This window comes from Marinactinospora endophytica, assembly GCF_054780875.1.
The window spans coordinates 463,653-479,614 of record NZ_BAAGVM010000002.1; the positions used below are offsets into that span (position 1 = coordinate 463,653).

Here is a 15,962-nt window from a genome sequence, read left to right on the forward strand (position 1 = left end):
CCCCCACCTCCGTCCCCGCCTCGGCGGTTGCCGGATCACTACGGGTGGTGTCTGCTCGCGGAGCGGTATGCGCATAAGTGGGAGCTCACCTATGACTACGACGCGGTGATGCCGTATCGGGCGCGGCATCGGGGGCAGCCGGATCTGGTGTTCGCGGCGACGGATCGGGAGTTGTTCGAGGTGATGTTGTCGGTGGCGGAGCCGCCGTCGCGGGTGCGCCGCTATGTGGTGGAGGCCGAGGAGCGCCAACGCGCCGAGGAGTTGGCGGCGTTGAATGATCTGGTGTTCATGGCCCCGGGAGGGGCGTGGTGAGTGCCTGTACCCCCGCAGGGCCGGAAACGAGCCGGGAGCATTACGCGGCGCAGTGCCGGGTGTCAGAGCGGGCGCGGTTGCTGGGCCTGCTCTTGTCGTGGGAGGAGCACCGGCACGGGTGGGAGTACTGCCTGATGTGGCCGGACGGCCGGTGCGAGGTGTATGGCCTGCTCTCCCGGGTGCAGGAGCGCCTCGACCGGTTGGAGCGGGAGGTCCGGTGGTGAGCGTGCAGGTGACGGTCCGGGTGAACGGGCGTCACCTTCCCATCGCGCAGACACCCGCCGTGGGGTGGCCGGAGTTGTTGACCACGATCGAGGTCGCCGATCTGTGCCGGGTGGCCCCCAGCACCGTCGGCCGATGGCTACAAGAAGGACGGTTGCGCGGACAGCGGACGTTGGGGGGTCATTGGCGGATTCCCGCCGACCAGATCCGCGCACTCCTGGAAGGAGACCGGCGGTGAGGCGGCCCTGTCTTCCCGGTCACGCCGTCGCGCGTGATCTGTCCCGCCGAAGCGGCGTGCTGGTGTGGCACGGGGAAACCTCACGCGGCTATCTCGCTCTGGCCGGACGTGAACTGCTCATCGCGGCCACCGCTGAGGAGATGTGGATGAGGCTCGCCGCGCGCGGCCTCATCCCGACACGGGAGGAATCTTCCCCGCGTTCCATGGTTCTGCCCGGGCGCGATCACCTGGCCGACGCCGACACGACCAACACCACCTGGACCCAGACCAGACCGGTCAGACCAGCCCGACCGGTCTCGTGGGGGCGGCCCGCCTCCGCGTAGACGGCCGCGTCGGGGTGAGCGTCCTGCTCACCGGAAACCCCGGCGTTGGCCAGCCGCCCGTCTCAGGCGCGGGGCGGGCGGCCCGAGCTCCCGCGCGTCGTCCTCAGAGCCCGGCGCGCGGGACCCCGGGGAACCATTGAGGGGTGTTCCCCGGCCCGGTCCGGGACGGTAGAGGGACCGTCCCGGACCACCCCCCTTGTCCGCCGCTACGCCTCCCCGAAGGCCGGCAGCGGCGTATCGATCCCGCGCGCGGATGACCGTTCGACCCCTGCGAGCCCGCGCGCGGCGCCGCCCGCCCCGTCCTCACCCCCGCGGGGCGGGCGGCACACCCATAGAGAGGAGAGACCAGGCCGCGCGCCGTCCACCATCGCGCGTCACACGGTGTGGGCGGGGATCACGCCGCGCAGGTTCTGCGGATACCTCACCCTTCCCGCGTGGGAGATCGCGATCGTGTGCGCATGGGCGCGTCGCCGCGATCCCCGGCACGGGAGTACGGCTGCTCGCCGGGGACCATCCGGTACCGGGTGGTCCGCTACCCGCGCGGCGGGGGATGACGGAACGGTCCGGCCACCTCCTGGGCGCCGGGGCGCCCCGGTTCACAGGCCGGGGGGCAGGCCGCGCCACTCGCGCAGCCGGATCCCTAGCACGATGAGCAGCACTCCGAACGCCAGCGCGTACAGGCCGATGAGCCACGCCAACGCGAGCGCGCCCGCCCCCGGCCACAGCAGCAGGAGCAGACCGGTCACCACCGACAGCACGCCGGCGACCGCGAGCAGCCACTCCCGCCCCATCTCACGCCGCAGCCGGATCGCGGCGGCGATCTGGAGGACACCGCTGAAGAGCGCCCACAACGCGATGAGCGTGACGAGCACGACGGCGGAGATCCCCGGCCACACGACGATCGCGATACCGAAGAGCAGACCCGCCACACCCTGGAGGACGACCACCCACCTGGGCCGTGGATCGGCGGCCGGGGAGAAGGCGTGGAACAGCAGCAGGACACCATCGACGAGCACGTAGACCCCGGCGAGCATCACCAGGACCAGCACGGTGATCTGCGGCCAGAACAGCGTCAACAGACCGAACACCACCGCGGCCACCCCGCGCGCGACGAACGCCCACCAGCGTCCGGACAGTATGTCCAGCATCCCGGCACGACCCCCCGTGTGTAGACGAACACGGGAGGCGCTACCCGGGGTCGCGGCCTTGTGTCCCCCTGGGGAGGTAATGACGAGGGCAGGGGATGCCAGACGGGGGCGGATCAGCCGTGGCGCGTCGGGCCGCCGCCCGGCTCCTCGGCGGGGACGGGGACGCGCAGGGCCCGCAGCAGGGTCGCCAGGAAGTCGTAGTAGCCGGTGAGGGTGATCAGCTCGACCACCCCCGCCTCGCCGAACGCCGCCTCCACGGCGGCGTGGCGGGCGTCGTCCAGATCGCGGTCGCGCAGCAGCGCGCGCGCCGCCTCCACCGCGGCCCGCTCGGCCGCGTCGAGGGAGGACGGGGTGGCGCGCGCCCCCAGCGCGGCGATCTCCTCGTCGGTGAGCCCGACCGTGGCCGCGACCCGGCGGTGCGCGGACCACTCGAACGCGCTGTCCCGCTCGGCCGCCACGGCCAGGATCACGATCTCGCGCGTCCGCGGCGGCAGCGACGTCCCCGAGCCCACCGCCGCGCTGAGCGCCTGGAGCGCGGCGCCGACCCCGGGCGCGGCGAGCATCGCGTTGAACGGGCCGTGCAGCCGGCCCTCGGGGTCGGTCAGCGGGAACGGCGGGCGCGCGCCGTACTTGGCGAGCACGCCGGCGTAGATGTCCCGTTGCGTCCCGCCCAGCTCCTCGGGGGAGTACCAGTGGAGTCGTCCATGCCGCATCCCCCCTTCCTACACCGTGGCCGCGACCTCCGCCGCGGCCACGGCGGGGGAGGTCACCGCCGCTTCCACGCCTCGGTGAGGACCGCGCGCAGGATGGACGCGATCTCCTCGAAGTGCTCGGGGCCGCAGATCAGCGGAGGGGAGAGCTGGATGACGGGGTCGCCGCGGTCGTCGGCGCGGCAGATCAGGCCGGCGTCGAACAGGGCGGGGGAGAGGAACCCCTTGAGCAGGCGGGTGGCCTCCTCGCTGTCGAAGGTCTGCCGGGTCTCCTTGTCCTTGACCAGTTCGATGCCGTAGAAGTACCCCTCGCCGCGAACGTCACCGACGATCGGCAGGTCCAACAGCCCCTCCAGGGCGGCCCGGAACGCCGGGGCGTTGCGCCGGACGTTGCCCAACAGGTCCTCGCGCTCGAACACGTCGAGGTTGGCCAGCGCGGCGGCGGCGGCGACCGGGTGCCCGGCGAAGGTGATGCCGTGGCTGAAGACGCTCCCCTTCTCCTGGAAGGGCTCCATGAGCCGGTCGCGGGCGATCACCCCGCCCAGGGGGACGTAACCGGAGGTGGCGCCCTTGGCGAAGGTGATCATGTCGGGCAGGTAGTCGTAGCGCAGCGCGCCGAAGTACTCGCCGAGGCGGCCGAACGCGCAGATGACCTCGTCGGAGACGAGGAGCACCCCGTGGCGGTCGCAGATCTCGCGGACCCGCTGGAAGTAGCCGGGCGGGGGCGGGAGGCAGCCGCCGGAGTTCTGCACCGGCTCCAGGTAGACGGCGGCGACGGTCTCGGGGCCGTTCTGGATGATCGCGGCCTCGATCTGGTCGGCCGCCCAGCGGCCGAACGCCTCGGGGTCGTCGCCGTGGACCGGGGCCCGGTAGGCGTTGGTGTTGGGCACCTGCACGGTGCTGGGCACCAGCGGCTCGAACTGCGTCTTGAGGGCCTGGACGCCGGTGATGGACAGCGCGCCCAAGGTGGTGCCGTGGTAGGCGACGGCGCGGCTGATCACCTTGTGCCGGGTGGGCTGGCCGACGGCCTTGAAGTACTGGCGGGCCAGCTTCCAGGCCGATTCGACCGCCTCGGAGCCGCCGGTGGTGAAGAAGACCCGGTTCAGGTCGCCGGGGGCCAGCGAGGCGAGGCGTTCGGCCAGTTCGATGGCGCTGGGGTGGGCGTAGGTCCAGATCGGGAAGTAGGCGAGGCGCGCCGCCTGCTCGGCGATGGCCTCGGCGATCTCGGTGCGTCCGTGGCCCACCTGGGAGACGAACAGGCCGGCGAGGCCGTCGAGGTAGCGCCGCCCCTTGTCGTCGTAGACGTAGGCGCCCTCGCCCCGGGTGATCACCGGGACGTCGGCGTCCTGATAGGCCGCCATCTCGGTGAAGTGCATCCACAGGTGGTCCTTTGCCGCGCGCTGGAGCCGCTGGGCGTCGAGCCGGCCCGTCTGGGCTGTCACCTTGTTCCCCCTCGAACTGCCGCCGGATCACGCTGCTCCTGGCGGAGACAGCGGAGTGAACCAAAGAAATAGTCGCATTTCCTGGCTCCATGTCAAGTATCAGTGGCGAAACAAGATATTTACAACGGAATCCCTTGTGTTGAGGGATCTTGTTTGCCAAGGTCTGATCAACGACAATGTGCCTTTCGTCACCTTCCGGAGGAGAGACGCGAACGTGCCCAGCCAGCCCGGACAGCTCCAGCGCCTGCGCAACTTCGTCAACGGCGAGTACGTGGACGCCAGCGACGGCCGCACCGCCGAGATCATCGACCCCTCCACCGGCGAGCCGTTCGCCGAGGCACCCGTCTCGGGCCCGCGCGACGTCGACGCCGCCTACCAGGCCGCGGCGGCGGCGTTCGAGGGAGGCTGGCGCGACTCCACCCCCGCCGAACGGCAGATCGCGCTGAACCGCATCGCCGACGCGGTCGAGGCGCGCGCCGACGAACTCGTCGCCGCCGAGGTCCGCAACTGCGGAAAACCCGTCCAGGCCACCCGGGACGAGGAGATCTGGCAGGTCACCGACGCGCTGCGGTTCTTCGCGGGGGCCGCACGCACCCTGGAGGGCAAGGCCGCCGGCGAGTACATGGCCGACCACACCTCCTGGATCCGCCGCGAACCGATCGGCGTCGTCGGCCAGATCACGCCGTGGAACTACCCGATGGCGATGGCGGCCTGGAAGATCGGCCCGGCCCTCGCCGCGGGCGACACCATCGTCCTCAAACCCTCCGACACCACCCCCCTCTCCACCCTCCTGCTCGCCGAGATCGCCGCCGAGTTCCTGCCGCCGGGCGTGTTCAACGTCGTCACCGGCGACCGCGACACCGGCCGCGCCCTCGTCGACCACCCCACCCCCCGGCTCATCTCGCTCACCGGCTCCACCCGCGCCGGCCTCGAGGTGGCCCAGGCCGGGTCCCGGGACCTCAAACGCCTGCACCTGGAGCTCGGCGGCAAGGCCCCCGTCATCGTCTTCGACGACGCCGACGTCGAAAAGGCCGCCGAGGGCATCGCCGGGGCCGGCTACTTCAACGCCGGCCAGGACTGCACCGCGGCCACCCGCATCCTCGCCGCCCCCGGCATCCACGACGACCTCGCCGCCGCGCTGGCCGAACAGGCGCGCGCGACCCGCACGGCCGGCCCCGACGACACCACCGCCGCCTACGGCCCCCTCAACAACGCCGGCCAGCTCGACCGGGTCAGCGGCTTCCTCGACCGCGCGCCCGACCACGCCTCGGTGCTCGCCGGTGGCTCCCGCGTCGGCGACACGGGCTACTTCTACGCCCCCACCGTCGTCTCGGGGCTGCGCCAGGGCGACGAGATGGTCACCGACGAGATCTTCGGGCCGGTCATCACCGTGCAGCGGTTCGACGACGAGGACACCGCCGTCGCCTGGGCCAACTCCGTGCGCTACGGCCTGGCCTCCAGCGTGTGGACCCGCGACCACGCGCGGGCGCTGCGGGTGTCGCGGCGCCTCGACTTCGGCTGCGTGTGGATCAACACCCACCTCCCCCTCGTCGCCGAGATGCCCCACGGCGGCTTCAAGCACTCCGGCTACGGCAAGGACCTGTCGCTGTACAGCCTGGAGGACTACACCCGCGTCAAGCACGTCATGAGCTACATCGGCCGAGACTGAGAAGGACACCGGCCGCGGGGCGGGCCTCGGCCCGCCCCGCCCCCCACCCCCACCCTTCCGGGTGCCGACCGGACCGACAGGGAACACGCGAACCATGGCCACCAGCACGCACGAAGGCCCGGCCCCCCACCCGCCCACCACCGCCCGCGAAGGCCCCGCCGCCATCGGCCTCGAAGGCGTCGTCAAGACCTACCGCTCGGGCCAGGAGACCGTGGCGGCGGTGCGCGGCATCGACCTGGCCGTCCACCAGGGCGAGTTCTTCTCGCTGCTGGGTCCCTCCGGGTGCGGCAAGACCACGACCATGCGGATGATCGCCGGGTTCGAGGAGCCCACCTCCGGAACGGTCCGCCTGGCCGGGCGCGACGTCACCGGCGTGCCACCGGACCGGCGCGACGTCAACATGGTCTTCCAGAGCTACGCGCTCTTCCCGCACATGAGCGTGGCCGACAACGTCGCCTTCGGGCTGCGCCGCAAGAACGTCCCCAAGGACGAGGTCAGGCGGCGCGTCGGCGAGGCGCTGGACCTGGTGGAGCTGTCCGGGCTGCACCGCCGCCGCCCCGGCCGGCTCTCCGGCGGACAGCAGCAGCGCGTCGCGCTGGCCCGGGCCCTGGTCAACCGGCCCGGGGCGCTCCTGCTGGACGAACCGCTCGGCGCGCTCGACCTCAAACTGCGCCAGGCCATGCAGATCGAGCTGAAGCGCATCCAGCGCGAGGTCGGCATCACCTTCGTCTACGTCACCCACGACCAGTCCGAGGCGTTGACGATGTCGGACCGCATCGCGGTCATGAACGAGGGCGTCGTCGAACAGCTCGGCCCGCCCGCGCAGATCTACGAGCGTCCCGCCTCCCGCTTCGTCGCCGGCTTCATCGGCACCTCCAACCTGCTCTCCGGCACCGTGACCACGGGGGTCGGCGAGTACGCCAGGGTCGAGTTCGACGGGATCGGCCACGTCCTCGTCCGCACCGACCAGACCAGCGGGTCGGCCGTGGACGTCACGGTCCGCCCGGAGAAGGTCCACATCGGCGCCGACGAACCCGCCCCCGGCATGAGCCGGCTGCGCGGCACCGTCGGCGAGGTGGTCTACCTGGGGGCGTCGACGCACTACACGGTCGTCCTCGCCAACGGCGCCGAGGTCGTCGTGTTCCGCCAGAACTCCTCCGACGCGAGCAACGCCGCCGAACGCGGCGACCAGGTCTGGCTGTCGTGGCGGCCCGACCACTCCTACGCGCTGCCCCGGTGACCCGGCGCGGGACCGGCCCGACCCCGCGCCGGCCCCGCCCCACCCCCGGACCAGCCAGGACGCCTCCCCGCCCGCCCCACGGGACGGTGGACCCGACCGGAAGACGGATGACGTCGTGCCTCTCCCCCACCGCATGGACCCCGCGGCGATCCGGGGCCTCACCCGGGCGCGGCCCGGCCGCCGCGCCGCCCTGAAACTCTCGGCGCTCGCCGCGGCGGGCGCCGCCCTGGCCGGCTGCTCCATCCGCGGCCAGCGGCTCACCGAGCAGTCGCCCGAACGCTACTGGGCCGGCAAGGAGAGCAACGGCCACCTCAGGTTCGCCAACTGGCCGTTGTACATGGACCCCGAGCGCCCCCAACTCGACCAATTCACCCAGCACACCGGGATCACCGTGGACTACCGGGAATCCATCCAGGACAACCCGTCGTGGTTCGGGCGCATCCAGCCGGTCCTCGCCAGCGGCGGCGACATCGGAGCCGACCTCATGGTCATGACCAACGGCCTGGAGTTCACCAGGCTCAGGGAGCTCGGCTACCTCGCGCCGCTGGACCACGCCCTGCTGCCCACCTACGCCGACCACGGCGGGTCCTCTTACAAGAACACCTCCTACGACCCCGGCAACCGGTTCAGCGTCCCCTACACCTCCGGCATCACCGGGATCGCCTACAACCCCGACCGGGTCGACCGGGAGATCACCTCCCTCGCCGACCTGTGGGACCCCGCGTTCCGCGGGCGGGTGGGCATGATGCGCGACCCACAGGAGATCGCGAACTTCGCGCTGCTCCTCGACGGCGTCGCCCCCGCGGACTCCACGCCCGCCGACTGGGACGCCGCGGCGGCCCGCCTCGCCGAACAGCGCGACAACGGCATCGTCCGCGCCTACTACGAACAGGACTACATCCAGCCCCTCACCAACGGCGACGTGTGGCTGACCATGGCCTGGTCCGGCGACGTCTTCCAGCAGAACGCCGCCGAGGGGACCCGGCTGGAGTTCGTCGTCCCCGAGGAGGGCGGCACGATCTGGACCGACAACATGATGATCCCCATCACCGCGCGCAACCCGGTCGACGCGATCATGCTCATGGACTTCCTCTACGATCCGGCGATCGCCGCCGACCTCACCGAGTACATCAACTACGTGACCCCGGTGCCCGAGGCCCAAGACGTCATCCGGGACCGGGCCGCGCGGGCCAGCGGGGAGGAACGGCAGGCGCTGGCCGACCTCGCCGAAAGCCCCCTGGTGTTCCCCACCGACGAGGAGTACGCCCGGTTGCACAGCTACGTGACCCCCGACGCCGGGGACGCCGAGGCGTTCACCTCGCGCTTCCTCGCGATCACCCAGGCGTGACGGCATGAAGGCGAAGACGACCCCCTACCTCCTCGTGCTGCCGGCCTGGATCTGGCTGGCGATCTTCTTCGTGGTGCCGATCTGCGGCATGCTGTCGGTCTCGCTGATGACCGGCAACGTCCTCGACGGCTTCACCCAGACGTTCCACGTCGCCAACTACGCCGAGGCGATCGACCGCTACTGGCGCCAGATCCTGCGCTCGCTGGCCTACGGCGCGTGCGCGACCGCGCTGTGCGTCGCCATCGGCTACCCGGTCGCGGCCTGGATCGCCTTCCGCGGCGGCCGGCACAAGACGACCTACCTGCTGCTGCTCCTCCTGCCGTTCTTCGTCTCCCAGGTGCTGCGGACGATCTCGTGGCGGTTCCTGCTCGCCGACGACGGCGTGCTGCTGGGGCCGCTCAAGAGCATCGGGCTGCTGCCCGAGGACGCCCACGTCCTCAGCACCCCGCTCGCGGTCGTGACCGGACTGGCCTACAGCCACCTGCCGTTCATGGTCCTGCCGATCTACGCGGTGCTGGAACGGGTGGACCACCGCGTGGTGGAGGCGGCGCGCGACCTGTACGCCACGCGCGCCCAGGCGTTCCTGCGGGTGGTGCTGCCGATGTCGCTGCCCGGCGTGTTCGCCGGCGTGCTCATGGTGTTCGTCCCCACGAGCGCCGACTACGTCAACGCCTCGCTCCTGGGCGGAACGGGCACGACGATGATCGGCAACGTCATCCAGTCGCAGTACCTGGTCAACAACGACTACCCGATGGCGGCGGCGATCACGTTCGTGCTGATGGCGCTCCTGCTCGCCGGGATCTTCGGGTACGCCAGGGCGCTCGGTACCGAACGGGTCATGGAGGTGCGGGCATGACGACCACGCGGACACCCGCCGCCGAGGCGCGCGCGGGCGACCCGGCCCGCCGGCGCCCGCGCCGCCGGATCGACTGGGGGCGCCTGTTCACCTGGGCCGTCCTGGCGTGGCTGTTCACCCCGGTCGCCGGCATGATCGTGTTCAGCTTCAACGACATCGCCGGCCGCCAGAACGTCACCTGGCAGGGCTTCACCCTGAAGTGGTACGGGCAGGCCTTCGCCTACCCCGACCTCAACGCCGCGCTGCTGACCACGGTCGCCGTCGGGGTGCTGACCATGCTCATCGCCGGCGTCACCGGCAGCCTGCTCGGTCTCGCCCTGGGCCGCCACCGTTTCCACGGCCGTGGGGCGACCAACCTCGTCATGTTCGCGGCGATCTGCGCCCCCGAGGTCGTCCTCGGCGCGGCGCTGCTGTCGCTGTTCCTGACCACCGACGTCACGACCGGGTTCGTCACGATCGTCATCGCCCACGTCATGTTCACGATCTCGTTCGTGGCGATCACGGTGCGGGCCCGCGTCATGACGCTCGACCTGAGGCTGGAGGAGGCCGCGCGTGACCTCGGGGCGGGGCCGTGGACCACGTTCCGGCTGGTCACCCTGCCGATGCTGTTCCCGGCGGTCATGGCCGGAGGGCTCCTCGCCCTCGCGCTGTCGGTGGACGACTTCATCATCACCTCCTTCGTCGGCGGCGAGACGACCACCTTCCCGCTGTGGATCTGGGGGTCCACCCGGGTGGGGATCCCGCCCCAGGTCAACGTCATGGGCACGCTCATCTTCGCGGTAGGCGTCCTGCTCGCGATCGTCAACATCGTCCTCGCCCGGCGCCGGTCCTGACCGGCCGACCACGGCCCCGGCGAACGCCGGGGCCGCCCCGCCCCTGCCCCCTCGACGGAAGTGAAGGGCTGTGCCCGCTTCGGACCCGATCTCCGCCTCCCTCGCCCACGCCGAACCCGTCCCCTTCTGGCTCGACCCGACCATCCCCGGCCAGGCCCCACCCGAGCCCCGCCCGCCGCTGACGGGCGCCACCTCCGCGGACCTCGCGGTCGTCGGCGGCGGGTACAGCGGTCTGTGGACCGCGCTGATCGCCAAGGAACGCGCCCCCGGCCGCGACGTCGTCTTAGTGGAGGCGCGGACCGCGGGGTGGGCCGCCTCGGGCCGCAACGGCGGGTTCTGCTCGGCCAGCCTCACCCACGGCCACGCCAACGGCGCCGACCGCTGGCCCGACGAGATCGCCGAACTGGAACGGGCCGGCCGGGACAACCTCGACGGCATCGAGGCCGCGGTGCGCCGCCACGGCATCGAGTGCGAGTTCGAGCGCACCGGTGAACTGCTGGTCGCCACCGAGCCGTGGCAGGCCGCGGACCTCGCCGAACAGGCCGAGCGGATGCGGCGGCTCGGATACGAGGCGGTCCTGCTCGACCGGGAGGAGACACGCGCCGAGGTCGACTCGCCCACCTACGTCGGCGGCCTGTTCGACCCCGCCACCGCGATGGTCCACCCGGCCAAGCTCGCGCGGGGACTGCGCGAAGCCTGTCTGCGGGCGGGGGTGCGGATCTTCGAGCACACCCCCGTGCGCGCAATCCGCCCCGACCCCGCCGGCCTGCGCCTGGAGACCCGCGGCGGTTCGGTCCGGGCCCGCCGCGTCGCCTGGGGGACCGGCGCCTTCCCCGGCCCCCTGCGCCGCCTGCGCGCCTACGTCGTCCCGGTCTACGATTACGCGCTGATGACCGAGCCGCTCACCACGGAGCAAAGGGCCGCGATCGGCTGGAAGGGCCGACAGGGGGTCTCGGACTGCGGAAACCAGTTCCACTACTACCGGCTCACCTCCGACGGCCGTGTCCTGTGGGGCGGCTACGACGTCGTCTACCACTACGGCGGGCGGGTCCGGCCGGAGTACGACCAGCGCCCCGAGACGTTCCAGACGCTGGCCCGCAACTTCTTCGCCACCTTCCCCCAGCTCGAAGGGGTGCGTTTCACGCACCGCTGGGGCGGGGTCATCGACACGTGCAGCAGGTTCTGCGCCTTCTTCGGCACGGCCTTCGGCGGCCGGCTCGCCTACGCCTCCGGGTTCACCGGCCTGGGCGTGGGCGCGACCCGCTTCGGCGCGCAGGTGATGCTCGACCGGTTGGCCGGGGCCTCCACCGCGCGCACCCGCCTGGAGATGGTCCGCACCAAGCCGATCCCGTTCCCGCCCGAACCGGTCCGCTTCGCCGGTATCGAGATCACCCGCCGCTCGATGGCCGCCGCCGACCGCGCCGGCGGGCGGCGCAACCTGTGGCTGCGCGCGCTCGACGCGGTGGGGCTCGGCTTCGACAGCTGAGCGCGGGGCCGGGACGCCCGAGTCGGCGTCCCGGCCCATGACATCTGTCATCGTGGCGTGGCAGCGGAACTCACGGCCGACCGGTGACAACAGCGCCTACCCCGCGCGGACGCCGAAGGCCAAGCTGGTGGACATGAGCACGGCACAGCAGACCTCCCCCTCCGCGACCGGGTCCGTCCCGACCCTCGCCATCAGCGTCCGCGACCTGCGCCAGTCCTACGGGACCTTCGAGGCGGTCCGGGGCATCTCCTTCGACGTCGCCCCCGGCGAGCTGTTCGCGCTGCTCGGCACCAACGGCGCGGGCAAGACCACCACGATCGAAACGCTGGAGGGCTTCCGCCGCCCCAGCGCGGGGACCGTCCGCGTCTTCGGCGTCGACCCCTACGGCCAGCCGCCCGAACTGCGCGAACGTGTGGACGCGGTGCTCCAGCACAGCGGGCTGTTCGAGGAGCTGACCGTCGCCGAGACGATCGACCTCAGCCGCGACCTCGCCGCCGACCCCCGCGACCGCGCGGACGTGCTCGAACTCGTCTCGCTCACGGACAAGGCCGACGTCGCGATCCGGCAGCTCTCCGGTGGGCAGAAGCGCCGGCTCGACCTGGCGCTGGCGCTGGTGTCGCGGCCCGAGGTGCTGTTCCTGGACGAGCCCACCACCGGCATGGACCCCGAGGCCCGCCACGCCACCTGGAAGATCGTCTCCGACCTCGTCTCCGAGGGCGTGGCCGTGCTGCTGACGACGCACTACCTGGAGGAGGCCGAGCGCCTCGCCGACCGGCTCGCGATCATGCACCACGGCGAGATCAGGGTCGAGGGCCGGCTCGACGACGTGCTCACCGGCTGGGGCGACCGGATCGGGTTCCGCCTGCCCGAGCGGGTCCGCGCCGAGGACCTGCCGGACCTGCCCGGCGCCGACCGCGACGTCGACGTCCACAACGGCGAGCCGTGGGTCACCTACACCGTCACCGGCGAGGACACCGCGGGGCGCGCCCACCGGGCGCTCGCCACGCTGCTGGCCTGGGCCGGCGAGCGCGCGGTCCTGCTGGAGCGCCTGCAGGTGCGCGGCGCCTCCCTGGAGGACGTGTTCCTCGACGTCGCCGGCGGCGGCGTCGCCGACCTCGCCCGCGACTGAGCCCGGCCCCGGCGCACGCCCCCTTCCTCCCCTCCACCGACCCCGAGGAGATCCGTCACCATGGTCGCCCCGACCACCCCGTCCCCGCGCTCCCAGACCGCCGCGCCGCGGCCGCCGCGCCGCCCGGTCGGACTCGTCCGGCAGATGCTGCGCCTCACCCGCACCGAGTTCGTCCTCTTCTACCGCTACCGCATGGCGTTGTACGTCGCGGTCCTGCCGGTCGTCTTCCTGCTGCCGTCCTTCAACGCCGGCGACGAGGAACTGCTGCCGGGCGTCAGCGCCGGCGCGTTCTCCCTGGCCTCGACGTTCGCGATGATCGCGATGACGGTCGGCGTCATCCACGTCTCCAACGTCTACGCGGCGCGCCGTGAGCAACTGGTCCTCAAGCGCTTCCGGGTCAGCGGGGTGCGTCCGGCCGCGCTGTTCGGCGCGACGACGCTGTCGGTGTTCGGGGTGGTCTTCGCGCAGTCGCTCATCGTCGTCGCCCTGCTGGCCCTCCAGTACGACGTGCTGCCGGCCGATCCGGTCCTGCTGCTGATCTCGATCGTGCTGTCCACGGTGATCATGTCGCTGTTCGGCGCTGTCATCACCCGTTTCGCCCGCAACGCCGAGAGCGCGCAGATGATCAGCATGATCCCGTTCATGCTGCTGCTCGCGGTCAGCGGGTTCTTCGTCCCGCTGGACGCGATGCCCGACGGGCTCCAGCACGCGCTGGGCCTGCTGCCGATGGTCCCCGCCGTGGACATCGCCCGCAGCGCCTACTTCGGCCACGACTTCTTCGGCGGGGTCGAGGGCGCCGGCGAGCTCGGGTTCGTGGACCTGTGGATCGCCGCGGGGCCGTCGCTGCTGGTGCTGGTGGCCTGGACCGCCATCATGGCCTACCTGGTGCGCTTCATGCCCTGGGACCCGCGCCAGGGCAAGTAGGGACGGAGCCTGTGACGCGGACCCGGCCGGGAGGATCGGCCGGGTCCGTCGTCTACGCTGGCGCCCGGACGAACGGGAGGGGAGCACGACATGCAGGAACCGGTCGGAGGGGGCCACGTCACGGTCCTGGACACCGGTCGGCCCCGTTCGAAGCGGTTCGTCATGGCGCGCAGGGTCATGATGTGGTCGTTCGGGTTCATCCCGGTCTTTTTCGTGGGCTTCCCGCTGCTGGGAATGCTCGGCATGACCCCGCAGATGGACGCGGCGGCGCCGCTGTTCGCCGTGCGGGCCCTGATCGGCTTCGCGGCCTCGGCGGGCTCGGGCTGGCTGACCCTGCGCGCGCTGCTGGCCCGGGTCGCCCACCGCCCCTACACGGTCACGTCGCGCGAGGCCGTCGCGTCGATGGCGCTGCTCGGCGTGCTGATGGTGACGCAGTACGACAACTGGATGGCCCAGATGGTGCCGGCGCTGTGGTGGGCCTCCGTCGTCCTGGCGTTCCCGCGGCGCGAACACCGTGTCGCCCACGTGTCCTTGGTGCTGTCCCTGGTACCCGGCGCGCTGTTCTTCCTCGCCGGCGACCTTCCGCTCATGCTGGGCGCGGTGATGCTGTGCTACCTCGTCTTCTGGGCGGGGATCATGCTGCTGGCCAACTGGTCGCTGATGCTGCTGTGGGACGTGATCGGCGAGGCCTACGCCGCCCGCGACGCCCAGGCGCGGCTCGCCGTCACCGAGGAGCGGTTGCGCTTCGCCCGCGACATGCACGACCTGATCGGCCACAGCCTGTCCGGTATCGCGGTGAAGAGCGAGCTCGCCGCCCGGCTCGCCGAGCGCGACCCGGCCCGGGCGGCGGCGGAGATGCGGTCGGTGCAGCAGGTGGCCCGCGAGGCGCTGCGCGAGGTGCGCGCCGCGGTCAGCGGCTACCGGGACGTCGATCTGGCCGAGGAGATCGCGAGCGTGCGCGCGGTCCTCGTCGCCGCCGGCACCCAGGTCACGGTCACCGGAGAGGACGTCACGCTGCCCGCCGAGCTGCGCGCGCTGGCGGCCTGGGTGGTCCGTGAGGGCGTGACCAACGTCTTGCGGCACAGCTCCGCCAGGCGGTGCGACATCGCGCTGCGCCGTGAGGGGCGCGTGGTCGTGGTGGAGGTGCACGACGACGGCGCCCAGGTCGACGGGGAACGGCTTCTCCGCCGCGGCAACGGCCTGACCGGTCTCACCGAGCGCGTCGCGGCGGTCGGCGGCGCCCTATCGGCCAGCCCGACGGGCGAGCGCGGTTTCCTGCTCAGGGCGGTCCTGCCGCTGCCCGCCGCGTCGTCGGCGACGGAGTGAGCGCGGCCGGGAGGCTCCGGGCCTCCCGGCGGGCGTTGGACGGGCGCGGGGCGCGTTCCCGAGGCGGGGCACCCCTCCGGTGAGGGGCCGCCTCGCTGTCCCGGCCGGGGGCTGACGGCGTCGGGCGCCGTGGCCGACCGGTCCCCAGGGGCCGGCCGGGACGCTGCGGCGACCTGCGGGGACGTCACGGTCGCCCTATCCGAAGAACTGCCGGAATTCCAGCATCGCCGCGCCTTTTTGACGATTCCCATAACTAAAAGTGGTCATGCTGCTACTTTTCGTGTCGTTGGTCACGCAGGGTGACCGACCCAGAACGACGACACCCTCAAGGCAGGAACGATGCAGACGATGCGCAGGATCGCCGTGGTCGCGGCGACCGTCGCGGGGATCATGGCCGCTCCGGTGGGACTCGCCGTGGCCGCGGCCGACACCGGCGACTACGACGCGGGCTCGGGCGGTCTGCTGTCCAACCTCTCCGGACGCAACTCCTCGGGGCACGCCAACCTCTGCGGCACCGGCAAGGTCGCCATCTTGAAGGAACGCACCTGCGTCTCCGAGGACCACGGCTCCGGCGGCGGGGACGTCGCCGGCCCCAGCGGCGGCACCCTGTCCAACCTGCTGTTCGCGCGCAACGCCTCGGGCCACAGCAACAACTGCGGCAACGAGACCGTCTCCGTCATGAGCCGCACCACCTGCATCACCGTGCAGTACTGACCACGACCTTCCGCACGTCGAGGGGGCCCCGATCCCGGGCCC

The 15,962-nt window shown here is 72.0% G+C and carries 17 protein-coding genes; 14 read left to right on the forward strand and 3 right to left on the reverse strand.

Features of this window, described 5'->3' with window-relative positions; all coding sequences use genetic code 11:
* Window positions 1–27: 27 nt before the first annotated feature.
* Genes ACYVHU_RS06025 through ACYVHU_RS06040 form a run of 4 tightly spaced genes read left to right on the forward strand, consistent with a single transcriptional unit; the run spans window position 28 to window position 1,095 of the window.
* Entirely contained in the window at window positions 28–312 is a 285-nt protein-coding gene (locus ACYVHU_RS06025; protein WP_432938286.1) for a hypothetical protein, read from the forward strand.
* Window positions 309–536, forward strand: coding sequence for a hypothetical protein (locus tag ACYVHU_RS06030; RefSeq protein ID WP_498947761.1), 228 nt, complete (start codon window positions 309–311; stop codon window positions 534–536). Before ACYVHU_RS06025 ends, ACYVHU_RS06030 begins: the two co-directional genes overlap by 4 nt.
* Window positions 533–772, forward strand: coding sequence for a MerR family transcriptional regulator (locus ACYVHU_RS06035; protein WP_432938292.1), 240 nt, complete (start codon window positions 533–535; stop codon window positions 770–772). The genes ACYVHU_RS06030 and ACYVHU_RS06035 overlap by 4 nt, the downstream gene beginning before the upstream one ends.
* Window positions 769–1,095 (forward strand): hypothetical protein, encoded by a 327-nt coding sequence (locus ACYVHU_RS06040; protein WP_498947763.1) that lies wholly within the window; start codon window positions 769–771, stop codon window positions 1,093–1,095. The genes ACYVHU_RS06035 and ACYVHU_RS06040 overlap by 4 nt, the downstream gene beginning before the upstream one ends.
* Before the next feature lie 596 nt (window positions 1,096–1,691).
* Here ACYVHU_RS06040 and ACYVHU_RS06045 read toward each other — a convergent pair.
* The 3 genes from ACYVHU_RS06045 to ACYVHU_RS06055 all read right to left on the reverse strand — a co-directional run bounded on the left by ACYVHU_RS06045 (window position 1,692) and on the right by ACYVHU_RS06055 (window position 4,395).
* Entirely contained in the window at window positions 1,692–2,243 is a 552-nt protein-coding gene (locus tag ACYVHU_RS06045; protein WP_144390288.1) for an HdeD family acid-resistance protein, read from the reverse strand.
* Between the two features lie 113 nt (window positions 2,244–2,356).
* Window positions 2,357–2,956: a carboxymuconolactone decarboxylase family protein gene (locus tag ACYVHU_RS06050; RefSeq protein WP_078763961.1), complete on the reverse strand. Its 600-nt coding sequence runs from the start codon at window positions 2,954–2,956 to the stop codon at window positions 2,357–2,359.
* A 53-nt stretch (window positions 2,957–3,009) separates the two neighbouring features.
* Window positions 3,010–4,395, reverse strand: a complete 1,386-nt coding sequence (locus ACYVHU_RS06055; RefSeq protein ID WP_078763960.1) for an aspartate aminotransferase family protein — start codon at window positions 4,393–4,395, stop codon at window positions 3,010–3,012.
* Window positions 4,396–4,609: 214 nt separating this feature from the next.
* On the opposite strand from ACYVHU_RS06055, the gene ACYVHU_RS06060 reads away from it, so the two are divergent.
* The 10 genes from ACYVHU_RS06060 to ACYVHU_RS06105 all read left to right on the forward strand — a co-directional run bounded on the left by ACYVHU_RS06060 (window position 4,610) and on the right by ACYVHU_RS06105 (window position 15,920).
* Window positions 4,610–6,064 carry a gamma-aminobutyraldehyde dehydrogenase gene (locus tag ACYVHU_RS06060; protein WP_078763959.1) on the forward strand — a complete coding sequence of 485 codons (1,455 nt, stop codon included), beginning with the start codon at window positions 4,610–4,612 and terminating at the stop codon, window positions 6,062–6,064.
* A 94-nt stretch (window positions 6,065–6,158) separates the two neighbouring features.
* Entirely contained in the window at window positions 6,159–7,304 is a 1,146-nt protein-coding gene (locus ACYVHU_RS06065; protein WP_078763958.1) for an ABC transporter ATP-binding protein, read from the forward strand.
* 133 nt (window positions 7,305–7,437) lie between these two features.
* Complete coding sequence (locus tag ACYVHU_RS06070) at window positions 7,438–8,652, forward strand: polyamine ABC transporter substrate-binding protein (protein ID WP_078763957.1); 1,215 nt, start codon at window positions 7,438–7,440, stop codon at window positions 8,650–8,652.
* Between the two features lie 4 nt (window positions 8,653–8,656).
* A complete protein-coding gene (locus tag ACYVHU_RS06075; protein ID WP_078763956.1) occupies window positions 8,657–9,508 on the forward strand; it encodes an ABC transporter permease in 852 nt (283 codons plus the stop codon).
* A complete protein-coding gene (locus ACYVHU_RS06080) occupies window positions 9,505–10,341 on the forward strand; it encodes an ABC transporter permease (RefSeq protein WP_498947766.1) in 837 nt (278 codons plus the stop codon). The genes ACYVHU_RS06075 and ACYVHU_RS06080 overlap by 4 nt, the downstream gene beginning before the upstream one ends.
* Window positions 10,342–10,411: 70 nt before the next feature.
* Window positions 10,412–11,827, forward strand: coding sequence for an NAD(P)/FAD-dependent oxidoreductase (locus ACYVHU_RS06085; protein ID WP_078763954.1), 1,416 nt, complete (start codon window positions 10,412–10,414; stop codon window positions 11,825–11,827).
* A gap of 133 nt (window positions 11,828–11,960) precedes the next feature.
* Window positions 11,961–12,956: an ABC transporter ATP-binding protein gene (locus ACYVHU_RS06090; RefSeq protein WP_078763971.1), complete on the forward strand. Its 996-nt coding sequence runs from the start codon at window positions 11,961–11,963 to the stop codon at window positions 12,954–12,956.
* Window positions 12,957–13,016: 60 nt separating this feature from the next.
* Window positions 13,017–13,880: an ABC transporter permease gene (locus ACYVHU_RS06095; protein ID WP_078763953.1), complete on the forward strand. Its 864-nt coding sequence runs from the start codon at window positions 13,017–13,019 to the stop codon at window positions 13,878–13,880.
* A 90-nt stretch (window positions 13,881–13,970) separates the two neighbouring features.
* Window positions 13,971–15,206 (forward strand): sensor histidine kinase, encoded by a 1,236-nt coding sequence (locus ACYVHU_RS06100; RefSeq protein WP_078763952.1) that lies wholly within the window; start codon window positions 13,971–13,973, stop codon window positions 15,204–15,206.
* Between the two features lie 348 nt (window positions 15,207–15,554).
* On the forward strand, window positions 15,555–15,920 hold the full coding sequence (locus ACYVHU_RS06105) for a hypothetical protein (protein ID WP_200813765.1): 366 nt from the start codon (window positions 15,555–15,557) through the stop codon (window positions 15,918–15,920).
* The last annotated feature ends 42 nt before the right edge of the window (window positions 15,921–15,962 follow it).